This is a genomic window from Streptomyces sp. (genome assembly GCF_031181555.1).
GTDB classification, from domain to species: domain Bacteria; phylum Actinomycetota; class Actinomycetes; order Streptomycetales; family Streptomycetaceae; genus Streptomyces; species Streptomyces fimbriatus.
Genome location: NZ_JAPSKQ010000173.1, coordinates 1 through 13097 on the forward strand (window position 1 = coordinate 1; position 13097 = coordinate 13097).

Sequence of the window (13097 nt, forward strand, 5' to 3'; positions counted from 1 at the left end):
CTGCTCGAAGGTCCGGAGCAGGTCCGCCGCGACGCTCACCGCGATCGTGGCCGGTTCCTTGCCGGTGATCCCGGGCAGTCCGATCGGGGTCTTGATCCGGTCGATGGCGGCGGCGTCGTGGCCGCCCTCGGTGGCCAGGCGGTGCCGGAACCGCGCCCATTTGGCGGCCGAGCCGATCAGCCCGATCGAGCCGAGACCGTCGGTGCGCAGGGCCGCGTCGGCCAGCGCGGCGTCCTCGGCGTGGTCGTGCGTCATGATCAGGACGTGGGTGCCGGGTGCCAGCTCCTCCAGCACCTCCTCCGGAAGCAGCGGCGTGTGGTGCACGTGGATCTGCGCCACCGCGTCCGCGAGCACGCCGAGCCGTTCGTCGGTGAGCATGTCGGAGCGGGTGTCGATCAGGTGCAGATCGAGGTCGTGGCGGGCCAGGATGCGTGCCAGCTCCAGCCCGACGTGTCCGACGCCGAAGACCGCCACCGCCGGCACCACCGGCAGCGGTTCCAGCAGGACGGTGACGGCACCGCCGCAGCACTGCACGCCGTGCCGGTTGGTGACCTTGTCGTTGAGGGCGAACTCCATCAGCTCCGGCTCCGGACCGGACGTGCCGATCAGCTCGCGGGCCCGGTCGATCGCGACCGCCTCGATGTTGCCGCCGCCGACCGAACCCCAGGCCCCGGACCGGCCCACCACGAGCTTGGCGCCGGCCCGGCGGGGCGCGTGGCCGCGCACGGCCGCGACGGTCACGAGCACGCCGGGTTCCCGGCGGGCCCGCAACCGCGCGACCGCGGCCACCCAGGTCATGTCAGGCATGGCTCAGAGCACTGGTGCCGGTGCGGACCCCGCTGCCCTGGCGGGCGTCGCCGCCGCGCCGAGCGCCGCCCTTGCGGGCCGCCTCGATCGCCCAGTACACCGCCTCCGGGGTCGCGGGGGAGGCGAGTTCCACGCTGACGCCGGCCGGCCCGAACGCCGCGACGGCCTGCCGCAGCGCCTCCCGCACCGAGAACGCCAGCATCAGCGGAGGCTCACCGACCGCCTTGGAGCCGTACACCGCGCCCTCCTCGGTGGCGTTCTCCAGCAGCGTGACGTTGAACTCCTCGGGCATCTCCGAGAAGCTCGGCAGCTTGTACGTGCTCGCCGCCTGGGTCAGCAGCCGGCCCCGGTTCGGCCCGTCACCGGTGTCCCAGCGCAGGTCCTCGAGCGTCAGCCAGCCCGCGCCCTGCACGAAACCGCCCTCGACCTGACCGATGTCGATCATCGGGGACAGGCTGTCGCCGACGTCGTGCACGATGTCCACCCGCCGGATGCGGTACGCGCCGGTGAAGCCGTCCACCTCCACCTCGGTCGCGGCGGCGCCGTAGGCGAAGTACTTGAACGGCGAGCCCCGGAACGCCGTCGCGTCCCAGTGCAGGCCCTCGGTCCGGTAGAAACCGGCCGCCGACAGCTGCACGCGCTGGAAGTACGCGGTGCGCACCAGGTCGTCCCAGGCCAGCTCCTTGTCGCTGCCGAGGGCGCGCGCGACGCCCCCGGCGATCCGCACGTCCGAGGCGTTCGCTCCCAGCCGGGTGGCGGCCACCTGCAGCAGCCGCTCGCGCAACTGCTCGCAGGCGTTCTTCACCGCCGCCCCGTTGAGGTCCGCGCCGGAACTGGCGGCGGTGGCGGAGGTGTTGGGCACCTTGTCGGTCCGCGTCGGGGCCAGCCGCACCCTGTGCAGCGGGATGCCCAGCGTGGTCGCGGCCACCTGCAGCATCTTGGTGTGCAGGCCCTGGCCCATCTCGGTGCCGCCGTGGTTGATCAGGACCGAGCCGTCCTTGTAGATCAGCACCAGCGCGCCGCCCTGGTTGAAGGCGGTGAGGTTGAACGAGATGCCGAACTTGATGCCGGTGACCGCGAGCGCCCGCTTGGTGTTCTCGTGCGCGGCGTTGAAGGCCGCGATCTCGCGCTTGCGGTCGGCGATGCCGGCGTTGTCCCGGACCTGCTGCCAGACGGTGGAGATCCGCTCGGGGTGGGCGACCGGCTGTCCGTACGGCGTCGACTGGCCCTGCTGGTAGAAGTTGCGCTCCCGCAGCTCCATGGGGTCCAGGCCGAGCAGCGGCGCGCACCGGCCCATGATGTCCTCGATCACCAGCATGCCCTGCGGCCCGCCGAAGCCGCGGAAGGCGGTGTTGGACACCGTGTTGGTCTTGGCGATGCGGCCGGCGACGCGGGCGTTCGGGATCCAGTAGGTGTTGTCGATGTGGCACAGGGCGCGGGCCAGCACCGGCTCGGACAGGTCGAGGCTCCAGCCGCCGTCCGCGGTCAGCGTGGCGTCCAGGGCCCGGATGCGGCCGTCGGCGTCGAAGCCGATCTTCCACTCGGCGTGGAACCCGTGGCGCTTGCCGGACATGGTCAGGTCCTGTGTCCGGTTGAGCCGCAGCCGGACGGGCCGGCCGGTCAGTTTGGCGCCGAGCGCGGCGATCGCCGCGAATCCGTGCGGCTGCATCTCCTTGCCGCCGAAGCCGCCACCCATCCGCAGGCACTGCACGGTCACCTCGTGACTGCTCAGGCCGAGCACGTGCGCGACGATCTCCTGCGTCTCCGAGGGGTGCTGGGTGCTGCTCTGGACGAACACCTGCCCGCTCTCGTCGACGTGGGCCAGCGCCGCGTGCGTCTCCAGGTAGAAGTGCTCCTGACCGGAGAACCGGAACTCGCCCGTGAACACGTGCGCGGAGTCGGCGAATCCGGCGTCGACGTCACCGGTCACCATCACGGGCCGGGCGCCGTGGTAGCTGCCGGCCTCGATCGCCTCCTCCAGCGTGACCAGGGAGGGCTGTTCGTCGAGTTCCACCTCGACGGCCGCCGCACCGAGCCGGGCCGCCTCCAGGGTCTCGCCGAGCACCCAGGCGACCGCGTGGCCGTGGAACATGACCTCGTCGGGGAACAGCGGCTCGTCGTGCTTCATCCCGGCGTCGTTGACGCCGGGCACGTCGGCGGCGGTCAGCACGCGGACCACACCCGGCACGGCGAGCGCGGGCCCGGTGCGCAGCGCGGTGATCCGGCCGTGGGCCTTCATGACCTGGACCGGGTGGGCGTGCAGCACGTCCTTGGTGCGATGGACCAGGTCGTCGGTGTAGAGCGCGGTACCGGTGACGTGCAGGCCGGCGCTCTCGTGCGGCATCGGGACGCCGACGAGAGGCGTTTCGGGGCGCTCGGACAGATGGCTCATGACGGCACCGCCTCAGTGGTCTGTGCGTACAGCTTCAGCAGGCTCTGGCCGAGCATCGCGGCGCGGTAGTCGGCGCTGGCGCGGTGATCGCTCATCGGCGTGCCCTGGGCCCGCAGCACCTGCGCCGCGGCCTCGGCGGTCTCCGTCACCCACGGCTTGCCCTCCAGGGCCGCCTCGGCGGCGAGGGCGCGGATCGGAGTGGCGGCCACGCCGCCCAGGCCGATGCGTGCCTTGCGGACGATCCCGTCCTCGATGTCGAGCGCGAACGCGACCGCCACGCTGGAGATGTCGTCGAAGCGCCGCTTGGCGATCTTGTGGAAGGCCACGACGGGCGACAGCGGCAGCGGGATGCGCACCGCGCGGATCAGCTCGCCGGGACGGCGCACGCTCCGGCGGTAGCCGGTGAAGTAGTCGGCCAGCGGGACCACCCGCTCACCGTCGGCGTCGGCGAGCACCACCGACGCCTCCAGCGCCAGCAGCACCGGTGGGCTGTCGCCGATGGGGGATCCGGTGCCCAGGTTGCCGCCGAGGGTCGCACTGTTGCGGATGAGCCGGGACGCGAACTGCGGGAACAGCTCCGCCAGCAGCGGGACGCCGCCGTCGAGGCGGCGTTCGATCTCGGTGAGCGTGAGCGCCGCCCCGATCTCGACGGAGCCGGGTTCGACGCGCAGCTCCCGCAGTTCGGGCAGCCGGTCGATGGCGACCACGCAACGCGCCCGACGGGAGCGGATGTTCACCTCCACGCCCCAGTCGGTGCTTCCGGCGACCACCACCGCGTCGGGCCGCTCGCGCAGCAGCCGCAGTGCCTCGGCCAGGGTGCCCGGCCGCAGGAACGCGCTGTCGTCCCGGGCGTACTCGGTGGCGACCGGTGCGGGCGGGGACTGCTCGCGGCGCTGCGCCAGGGGGTCGTCCTCGGTGGGCGTACCGACGGCGAACGCGGCATCGCGGATCGGGCGGTAACCGGTGCAGCGGCACAGGTTTCCGCTCAGCGAGTGCAGGTCGAAACCGTTCGGGCCGTGCTCGGAGCCGGTGCCGTCGGACGGGTCCGCGTGCGCGCAGCGGCCGGGCCGGTAGTACTCGGCGGCCATGCTGCAGACGAACCCCGGTGTGCAGTAACCGCACTGGGAGCCGCCGCGGACCGCCATCTCCTCCTGCACCGGGTGCAGCGTGGGCGGCGTACCGGGTTCGCCGGCGGTGGCGAGGCCTTCGGAGGTGACGACCTCCTGCCCGTCGAGGGCCGCGACCGGGACCAGGCAGGCGTTGATCGCCACCCAGTCGGTGGGCTTGTCCACCCCGGGACGGGCCACCAGGACCGAACACGCGCCGCACTCGCCCTCGGCGCAGCCTTCCTTGGTCCCGGTGAGGCCACGCTCACGCAGGAAATCCAGGACCGTCGTGTGGGGTGCGGCCGGGGAAATCGGTGCCGTCTTCCCGTTGACCGTGATCCGCGCCTCTACCATGGCACATCCTCATTTCGGAGTGCGGTCGTACAGATTGTCCTAGTCGCCATTTCAGGGACTTTCTCTTTCGGTGGCGAAACTGAAGCATGAGAACCCGAAGCGGAAATCAGCACGCGACGACGTGCCGCAGGCGGGTGAAGAGATCAGAGGACACCGGAGCCGCATTCGGGCACGCCGGTGGAAGAGGACTGCTCAGCAGCCGTGTGCTACACGACCCGGGATCCAGGCGGTCCGCCGGGCGAGGCGATGCAGGTCGGAGAAGGTGAACATCCGACTTCGCCTCCTTTCCAGCAGCTCACGAGTCGGTGGGCTCGAAAATACGGTGTTGCGGACCTTTCGGTCAAGCATATGTGCGGAGATCAGTGACCGTTCGGAGTCCGCCGCCGTGCCGTCCGGTGCCGGCGCATTCCCCTCCCTGTGACAAGCCACTTCGTTCGGCGGGATGCCAGGAGGATCGAGGGTCCTGGACGGCAATCCGGCACCGCACGAACGCCCCTCGAACGCGGTGGTGGTGCGGACGCGGCGAGCGCGGTCCCCCGCTTGCACAACCTGGTGAGGAGTACACAGTCATCCGGGGGGAACCGGCCAGGGGCGGAAGACACGAAGACGCCCGCAGGCCGGTTCCGGATCTTCGGAGACTCCCACAAGAACCGGTCCGCTCGTGATGCCGCCGTTTCCCCGAGCCGGACTGCGCCGCCGGGATCTCGCCGGCGGATTCCGGACCTCTCGGGGCTGCCGCGGCGCCACCCCGCCGACGGCGCACCGCCGGCGCTGTACCGGCAGGCGGTGCGCGGCGACGGCGACACCCGGGCCGGGAACGCCCCGAAGCCGCCGACGCTCGGCCCACGGCCGGAGTGCCGGCGCCCTGGTCGTGCTGCTCGCCCTGTCCGCCGACGTCGGCCCGGCCGGTGATTTCGCCGATTCCCCCGTCCCGGCCGTCCGCTTGACTCGGTGCGAGCCGACCCCGGGACGATCCGCGGGGATCGGAAGCAGGCACGACACACGCCCAACCGACAAGGGCGCGCCGACGCAGTCGACCGGCGGGCCGGAAGGGACCCGGACATGTCTCGTACCAGCGGGCGCCTGCGCTTGCTCGGCGCCGTGGCCGCCGGCATCACGGCCGTGGGGACCGCGGGCGTTGCGACGCCCCCCGCCTCCGCCGCCACGCCGGTCTACAGCGAGGACTTCTCCGACGGGCTCGGCACCTTCACCGCTTCCGGTTCCGTCAGGACCGGAACGTACGGCGCCCGGCTCAGCGGGTCGCTGTCCTCCGACCCGTCCATGGTGTCCGCGCCCGTCGACCTGACCGGGTACGGCGACCTGACACTGTCCTACACCCGGGCGGCATCGGGGCTGGACCTCGGTGAGACCTTCACCGTGGCCTACTCGGTCGACGGCGGCTCGTTCACCACCCTGGAATCGGCGCGCACCGCCAGGGGCACGGTGTCGTTCCCCCTGCCGGACTCCGCCGAGGGCGGTGACCTGCGGCTGCGGTTCTCGCTGGACGCCAACGGCCTCCTGGAGACGCTGACCGTCGACGACGTGCTGATCGAGGCCGCCGGCGGCGGAGGCCCGACCGACCCGCCGACCGGGTCGCTGCCCCCGGTGGACGACGTCACCGAGCCCGGCCCGTACTCGGTGACCGTCGACGACTCCGCCGGTCCCGGCGACGACGGTTGGCTGGTGTACCCGGCCGACGCCGGCCGGAACGGTGTGGACCACCCGGTCTTCGTCTGGGGCCCGGGCGCGGGGTCCGGCCCCGCCGACTACGAGGACATGCTGCGCCTGTGGGCCTCGCACGGGTTCGTCGTCTACAGCGAGGTCTCGTCCAGCAACGGCGCCTACATGGTCGACGCCCTCGACTGGCTGGAGGACCAGAACGCCAGTCCGAGCAGCCCGCTGTACGGGGACCTCGACACCTCCGAGGTGGCCTTCGGCGGCCACTCCCGCGGGTCCATCGGCACGTTCGACGTGGCCGACGAACCGCGGCTGGCGACCACCGTCCACGTGGCCGGCGGCTCGTTCGACGGCAACGGTCCCGACGGCCTCCGCAACCCGGCCCTCTACATCGGCGGTGACGAGGACTTCGCCACCGCCAACATGGAGCGCGACTACACCGGCACCGACGTGCCGGTGTGGTTCACCGTCCTCGACGGCACCGACCACATCCTCGCCACCCGCAACGGCCGGCACATCATCACCGCCTGGCTCCGATGGCACCTGGCCGACGAGGAATTCCGCCGCACACCGGACTTCCTGAGCCCCGACTGCGCCTTCTGCGGCCTGGGCGAGGTCCAGTACAAGAACTGGTGACCCCGCGGCACCCTCACTCCCCGAGCGTGGCGACGGCCTCCTCGTACCCGCCCGTCGGCGGCGCGGTGTCGGGCCCGTACACCAGGTTCAGCACGCCCGTGGTGAACGTCTCCGACGTCAGCAGCTTCAGCGGGATCGACGGCTCGCCCTCGTCGAACAGGCGCATGCCCTTGCGCACGGCGACGGGGTGGACGAGGAGGTGCAGTTCGTCGAGGAGGCCCGCGGCCAGCAACTGTCGGACGACGGAGACCGAGCCGCTCAGCGAGATGTCACCGCCCGGCTCGCTCTTCAGCGCGGCGGCGACCTCGGCGACGTCACCCCGCGCCTGCTCGGAGTTCCGCCACTGCAGGTCGAGCGGCCGGCGTGAGAACACGATCTTCCGCATGTCGCCGAGCTGCTTGGCGAAGCCCGCGTCCTCGCCGCCCGCCGCCTCCCGCTCGGGCCAGGCGCCGGCGAAGCCGTCGTACGTCCTGCGGCCGAAGAGCAGGACCTCCGTGGTGTTCAGGCTCGCGCCGACGGCGGCTCCCATCTCGTCGTTGAAGTACGGGAAATGCCACTGATCGGGCGCCTCGACGACGCCGTCGAGCGAGATGAACAGGCTGGCGGTGATCTTCCGCGGCATGGTGTCCTCCGGATCCGGGTGCGTGTACCGGATACGACCGTGCCGCCCACCGGAACTCATCGGTGGGCGGCACGCGGACGGTTCAGACGGTGTCCGGTTCCCCGCGGCGCTCCGGCCCCGGTACGCCGCCTGCCGTCCGGTGCGGATCCGTGACGCTGCCCAGCCAGCCCAGCAGGAATCCGGCCGGCACCGTCACCAGGCCCGGGATCGTCACGTCCCAGATCCTGAAGTCGTGCTCCGGGAAGATCGACTCGGGTGTGCCGGACGTGTACGGCGACAGCGCGAGCGCCGCGATGCTCAGCGCTGTGGCCCCCCACAGGCACCACAGCGCACCGCGGGCGGTGAACCCGCGCCAGTACAGGGCGTACAGCAGGACGGGCGCGAGGGCGGCGCCGCAGACGGCGAGCCAGAGCGTCGAGACGACCACCAGGTTCCAGTCGGCGACGACGACCGCCACGCCCGCGCAGACCGCCCCCGTCAGCGCCGCCGACCAGCGCGACGCGGCACCGTCCCCCTTGCCGGCCGGGCGCCTGCCGGCGGGCTCGCCGGACGCGCCCAGCACGTCCCGTCCCAGGGCGATGCCGGCGGCGAGGGTCACGTCCACCACGGCCGCGAGCGCGGTGAGGAAGAGGACGCAGGCCAAGGCCGCGACCAGGATGCCGCCGCTGTCGAGCGCGCGCCCGAGCAGCAGCGGCGTGAACACCTGCGCCGCCGGACCGGCCTCGCGCAGCGTCTCGCCGACGAGGGCCGCCGCGCCGACGCCGACGACGGCGAGCGCGCCGTACAGCAGGATGAGTTCGCCGAGCATCCAGCGGCCGACGGTCCGGGCGCCGCGCGGGCTCTTCGTCGAGATCGCCCGCATCAGCACGGCGGGCATCGCCAGCGTGGCCATCGACATGCCGAAGGTCTGCCCGATCCGGTTCACGGCCCCCACCCACCCCTCACCGGTGTAGCCGCCCGGACGCAGGTACGCCTCGCCCGTCCGCGAGCCGTGCGCGGCGGCGTCGAGCAGCCGCCCGGGGTCCCCGCCGAAGCGGTGGAGCACGAGTACGGCAGCGACCACCAGCACGGGCAGGGCGATCGCCGACTTCGCGATCATCACCACGCCCGTGCCCCGGATCCCGCCGCTGACGGCCAGCGCCGTCATCGCGCAGCCGATCACCACGATGCAGCCGGTCCGCACACCGGGCTGCCCGATCAGCGCCGCGGCGACGTTGCCGACCACCACCAACTGCACGACCAGCAGCGGGAAGCAGACGAGCAGGGTCACCACGCCCCACGAGACGCGTACGGCGGGTCCGCCGCTGCCGCGCGCGTCCAGCACGTCCGCGGCCGTCAGCGAGGCGTGCCTGCGCAGCGGCTCGACGATCAGCACGAGGAGCAGCATGACCCCGATCAGGCTGCCCAGCATGACGCCGAGGCCGTCGAAGCCGGACGTGGCGACCATGCCCACCAGTACGGTGACCGTCGCGACCGTGGTGGTGTCGCCGCCCATCGCGATGCCCTGCTGCCAGGAGCGCAGCCGGCGGCTGTCGGACCGTACGAGAGCCCGGTCGTCCTCGTCGGCGCCGGTGACGATGCACAGCATCAGGCAGATCACGACGAACACCGAGAACACGGCGAAGACGAGGGACCGGGACGAGGGATCGAGCAGCGTGGTCACGACCACCTCCGGGCGCCCGGCTGCGGCTCGAGCCGGTCGACCCGTCGCCCGTACACCACCAGCGCGTGCATACCGACGGCGAGGGGCACCACGGCCAGGATCACGCCGAGGCCCGCCGGTCCGGCGATCCGCGTGCCGTACACGGCCGGTACGAGGGCGGCGGGCAGCAGGTAGAGCAGCCAGGCGACGGCGATCCGGACGCCGAGCCGCAGCCCGACGGCCAGTCGCGCCGCCTCCTCGGCGTCGTGTCGCTCGTGCTCCGCCGGGGGTCGCGCGCCGGCTGCGGGCTCGTCATGGTGCGGCGGCCCCTGCCGGGGCTGCGGTCCGAAGGACATGTGGGCGGCTCCGCTCACGTCGGTCCAGCACCCCGGAACGGGTGCGGGTACGGGTGTGGGGGTGGGCGCGGAGTCAATCAGACCCATGCGCGGACCCGCGCGCCCCGGGCGCAGATCTGTTCTTCCGCCCAATCCGGAGTCGTGCGGACGGTGAACGGGCACTACGTGATCGGGAGCCGGGCGGCCCGGCCGCGTGATGACGGGCCGATCACGGTGCGCGCACCCGGGCCGCGGCCGTGCGGGCCCGGCCAGGACAGGGACGTGGCGGCGCCACGCCCCCCTCCGGCCTCGTGTCCACGCAGGTCGGCAGGGGTGTGACGGCGCCCTTTTCAAGGACCCTCCCCGGCTCCGCCACCACACGATCAGGACGCGGGTGAGCAGGCCGTGTGCGAGGCGGTCCCTTCGGCGCCCGGTGCCCGGGGAGCGACTCGTGCGACGGGCGTCAGCCGGTGCTGCCGGAAGCCCGCGAAGCGGCGTCGCTGCCGGCGGGCCGCGGCACGGGCGCCGCCGCGCGCCAGGGCGAAGCCGCGCCGGGGTCCGAGGCGGCGGCGACCGCCTCGGTCACGGCGGTCCGTGCCCGCTGGACCGACCCGCCGGTCAAGGGCGTGGCACTGGTCTCCACCACGGACGTGCCCCTTCCCCCTCCGTGGTGCGCACGGGCACCCGAAGGGCCGGTGATGCCCGCGGCGTCCGGTTCACGACGGGTCGTGGGTGCCCTCCGCGGTGGGGGCGACGGCCCGGGCGCCGCGCCGGGCCGGACGGGTGGGACGGGTGTGCGGGTGACGGCTGCCGGTGGGTCCGCCGGTCACGCGGGCGGCGGCGAGCTTGCCGCTGATGAGGACGGTCGGCACGCCGACGCCGGGGGTGGTGCCGCAGCCCGCCAGCACGACGTTCTCCGGAGCGGACACCAGGTTGCGGGGGCGGAACGGGCCGGTCTGGGCGAAGGTGTGGGAGACCGAGAAGGGGCTGCCCGCCGCATGCCCCTGCGCCGCCCAGTCCAGTGGAGTCACCAGCAGCTCCTCCTGGACACTGTCCGCGAACCCGTCGAGCCCGCGGCGCTCCAGCTCGGTGACCAGGCTGTCGCGATAGCGCGGTCCCAGATCGCGCCACTGCGCGCCGGACGGACCCACATCGGTGTTCGGGCAGGGCGCCAGGACGTAGTGCAGGTGCCTGCCGGGCGGAGCCAGGCCGGGATCGTGCGTGGTCGGCCGGGTGATCAGCAGGGACGGGTCGGTCATCAACCGTCCCGTGCGGGTGAGCTCGTCGAAGGTGCGTTCCCAGGCGGCGCCGAAGGACAGGGTGTGGTGGGCCAGACCGGGCCAGGTGCGGTCGGTCCCGGCGTGGAGCACGACGGCGGACGGTGAGTGACGCAACCGCACCGGACGTTTCGGGGCGCGTCCCAGAAGCCGGTGCGCGGCGGACAGCTCGCACGTCAGCACCACGGCGTCACAGGGAACGCGCTCGCCCGAGGCCAGACGCACGGCACGGACCCGGCCCCCCGACCGTTCCAGCGCGGTCGCCTCGGCCGACCAGCGGAACTCGGCCCCCGCCCGCGCCGCCGCGTCCGCCATCCCGCGCGGCAGCGCGTGCATGCCGCCCTTGGGGAACCAGACGCCGGCCACGGTGTCCATGTAGGCGATCACCGCGTAGGCCGCGAGGGCCCTGGCCGGGGCGACGCCGGCGTACAGGGCCTGGAAGGAGAAGACCCGGCGCAGACGAGGGTCGGCGACGAAGCGGCCGATACGCCGGTCCAGTCGCCCGAATCCGCCCAGCGCCGCCAGCCGGGCCAGGTCCGGGTGCAGCAACTGGAGGGGCGAGTCGAAGTTCGTGTCGATGAAGCGCCGCATCTGGGCCCGGTACAGCCGCTCCAGCCAGTCCCTCAGCCTGCGGTAGCCGGCCGCCTCCGCCGGTCCCGCGAACCGCCTCACCTCGGCCTCCATCGCCTCGCCGTCGGTGTGTACGTCGAGTGAGCTGCCGTCCGCGAAGCAGGCCCGGTAGGCGGGGTGCAGGGCCGTCAGCTCGACGTGGCGGTCCAGGCGGTCGCCCACGGCGGCGAAGGCCTCGTCGGCCAGGTGCGGCATGGTCAGGACCGTGGGTCCCGTGTCGATCTCGTAGCCCCCCAGGCGTACGCGGCCCGCCCGGCCGCCGGGGCCGTCGTCCCGTTCGACGACCGTCACGCGGCGACCGGCACCCAGCAGGTGCAGCGCGCAGGCGAGGCCGGAGAGTCCGGCGCCCACCACGACCACGTGGTCCGTGGGACCCGGAACCGTCCTCACGCGGCCTCCCCGGTGCACCGCGGCGTGATCCCGGACGCCTGTCCGACCAGAACGGCGAACTCCCGCCGCACGAACGGCTCCGCGCCGGTCCGGTCGAGGTGCCGCAGGCTCGTCGCGGCCAGCTCCGCGATCCTCGCTTCGACGACGGCCCGCGCCCCCGTGCGCTCCAGCGCCGCGCGCATCCGGCGCACGGTGTCGTCGGACACGGACGGCGCACCCGGGGCGAGTACGTCCGCGGCGTCCCGGTCACCGGAGGTCTCGGCCAGCCGGGCGCCGACGGCGAGCAGATAGGTGAGCTTGCGCGTGCGGAGGTCGTCGTCGGCCGGCTTGCCCGTCACGGCCGGGTCACCGAAGGCGCCGAGGAGATCGTCGCGCAGCTGGAAGGCGAGGCCCGCGCACCGTCCGGCGCAGCGCAGCGCCTCCAGGACGGCGGCGTCGGCGCCGGCCAGGGACGCGCCCAGCGCCAGTGGCCGCTCCACCGTGTACAGGGCGCTCTTGAGGGTGGCGATGGTCACCGCCTCGTCGACGCCGGACGCGGCGGTGGCCTGGGCGTGGATGTCCCGGTACTGTCCCGCGACCATCTCGGTGCGCATGGCTCGCCACTCACGGAGCAGGTGCGGGCCGTGCGGCGAGCCGAGCGCCGTCTCGGCCAACAGGTCGTCCGCCCAGGCCAGGGCGAGGTCGCCGGCGAGAATCGCCGCGGAGGTCGCGAATGCCGCGGGTGACCCCGCCATGCGGGCGGCCTCGTGCATGCGGGCGAGGTCCACGTGCACCGCCGGTGCGCCGCGACGCAGCGGTGATCCGTCCATCACGTCGTCGTGGACGAGGGCGCAGCCCTGGACGAGTTCGAGGGCCGCACCTGTGCGCAGTACCGGCGTCGCGTCCCCGGTTCCGCCTGCGGCACGCCATCCGCACCACGCGAACGCCGTGCGCAGCCGCTTCCCGCCGCGCAGGACCAACGAGGCGACGCGATCGGCGATGTCACGGGCGAACACCGGGTCCGTGTCACGGGCTCGTCCCAGCGCGTCGTCGAGGACGCGCCCGAGTTCCGCCTCGACGGCCAGGGCCGCGTCGCGGGCCGTGAGCGGACCGTCGATCCGGCCGACCGGTTCGGCCACCGTGGGCCGCAGTCCCAGCATGCACAACCCCTTCTCACTCCCGGCCGTCTGCACAGCGTCGCTTCGGCCGCGTGCCCCTGTACGGATGCGCTGATTCCTGCCCGGTGGGCG

At 73.2% G+C, this 13097-nt stretch carries 10 protein-coding genes; 1 reads left to right on the forward strand and 9 read right to left on the reverse strand.

All coding sequences use genetic code 11. The features are described from left to right. The 3 genes from xdhC to RIM90_RS26415 form a co-directional block, all read right to left on the reverse strand. The coding region (gene xdhC, locus RIM90_RS26405; RefSeq protein WP_309063263.1) for a xanthine dehydrogenase accessory protein XdhC at nt 1-798 on the reverse strand (798 nt) is incomplete at its 3' end. Nucleotide 799: 1 nt separating this feature from the next. Next, nucleotides 800-3199, reverse strand: coding sequence for a xanthine dehydrogenase molybdopterin binding subunit (gene xdhB / locus RIM90_RS26410; protein WP_309063254.1), 2400 nt, complete (start codon nt 3197-3199; stop codon nt 800-802). Further along, complete coding sequence (locus RIM90_RS26415; RefSeq protein ID WP_309063255.1) at nt 3196-4659, reverse strand: FAD binding domain-containing protein; 1464 nt, start codon at nt 4657-4659, stop codon at nt 3196-3198. The genes xdhB and RIM90_RS26415 overlap by 4 nt, the downstream gene beginning before the upstream one ends. A gap of 1062 nt (nt 4660-5721) precedes the next feature. Here RIM90_RS26415 and RIM90_RS26420 point away from each other — a divergent pair. Then, on the forward strand, nt 5722-6972 hold the full coding sequence (locus RIM90_RS26420) for a hypothetical protein (protein ID WP_309063256.1): 1251 nt from the start codon (nt 5722-5724) through the stop codon (nt 6970-6972). Between the two features lie 13 nt (nt 6973-6985). Here RIM90_RS26420 and RIM90_RS26425 read toward each other — a convergent pair whose 3' ends face one another. The 6 genes from RIM90_RS26425 to RIM90_RS26450 form a co-directional block, all read right to left on the reverse strand. Then, complete coding sequence (locus RIM90_RS26425; protein ID WP_309063257.1) at nt 6986-7594, reverse strand: dihydrofolate reductase family protein; 609 nt, start codon at nt 7592-7594, stop codon at nt 6986-6988. Nucleotides 7595-7676: 82 nt separating this feature from the next. Further along, on the reverse strand, nt 7677-9257 hold the full coding sequence (locus RIM90_RS26430; RefSeq protein ID WP_309063258.1) for a transporter: 1581 nt from the start codon (nt 9255-9257) through the stop codon (nt 7677-7679). After that, a complete protein-coding gene (locus RIM90_RS26435) occupies nt 9254-9592 on the reverse strand; it encodes a hypothetical protein (protein WP_309063259.1) in 339 nt (112 codons plus the stop codon). Before RIM90_RS26435 ends, RIM90_RS26430 begins: the two co-directional genes overlap by 4 nt. Before the next feature lie 442 nt (nt 9593-10034). Further along, nucleotides 10035-10217, reverse strand: a complete 183-nt coding sequence (locus RIM90_RS26440) for a DUF5914 domain-containing protein (RefSeq protein ID WP_309063260.1) — start codon at nt 10215-10217, stop codon at nt 10035-10037. A gap of 70 nt (nt 10218-10287) precedes the next feature. Continuing rightward, nucleotides 10288-11868 (reverse strand): phytoene desaturase, encoded by a 1581-nt coding sequence (locus tag RIM90_RS26445; protein ID WP_309063261.1) that lies wholly within the window; start codon nt 11866-11868, stop codon nt 10288-10290. Beyond that, nucleotides 11865-13007: a polyprenyl synthetase family protein gene (locus tag RIM90_RS26450; protein ID WP_309063262.1), complete on the reverse strand. Its 1143-nt coding sequence runs from the start codon at nt 13005-13007 to the stop codon at nt 11865-11867. Before RIM90_RS26450 ends, RIM90_RS26445 begins: the two co-directional genes overlap by 4 nt. Nucleotides 13008-13097: the final 90 nt, after the last annotated feature.

What these genes read in the sequence shown, in the direction of transcription:
- xdhB (WP_309063254.1), bottom strand. Translation starts at nt 3,199, where the DNA reads ATGAGCCATCTGTCCGAGCGCCCCGAAACGCCTCTCGTCGGCGTCCCG.
- RIM90_RS26415 (WP_309063255.1), bottom strand. Translation starts at nt 4,659, where the DNA reads ATGGTAGAGGCGCGGATCACGGTCAACGGGAAGACGGCACCGATTTCC.
- RIM90_RS26420 (WP_309063256.1), top strand. Translation starts at nt 5,722, where the DNA reads ATGTCTCGTACCAGCGGGCGCCTGCGCTTGCTCGGCGCCGTGGCCGCC.
- RIM90_RS26425 (WP_309063257.1), bottom strand. Translation starts at nt 7,594, where the DNA reads ATGCCGCGGAAGATCACCGCCAGCCTGTTCATCTCGCTCGACGGCGTC.
- RIM90_RS26435 (WP_309063259.1), bottom strand. Translation starts at nt 9,592, where the DNA reads ATGTCCTTCGGACCGCAGCCCCGGCAGGGGCCGCCGCACCATGACGAG.
- RIM90_RS26450 (WP_309063262.1), bottom strand. Translation starts at nt 13,007, where the DNA reads ATGCTGGGACTGCGGCCCACGGTGGCCGAACCGGTCGGCCGGATCGAC.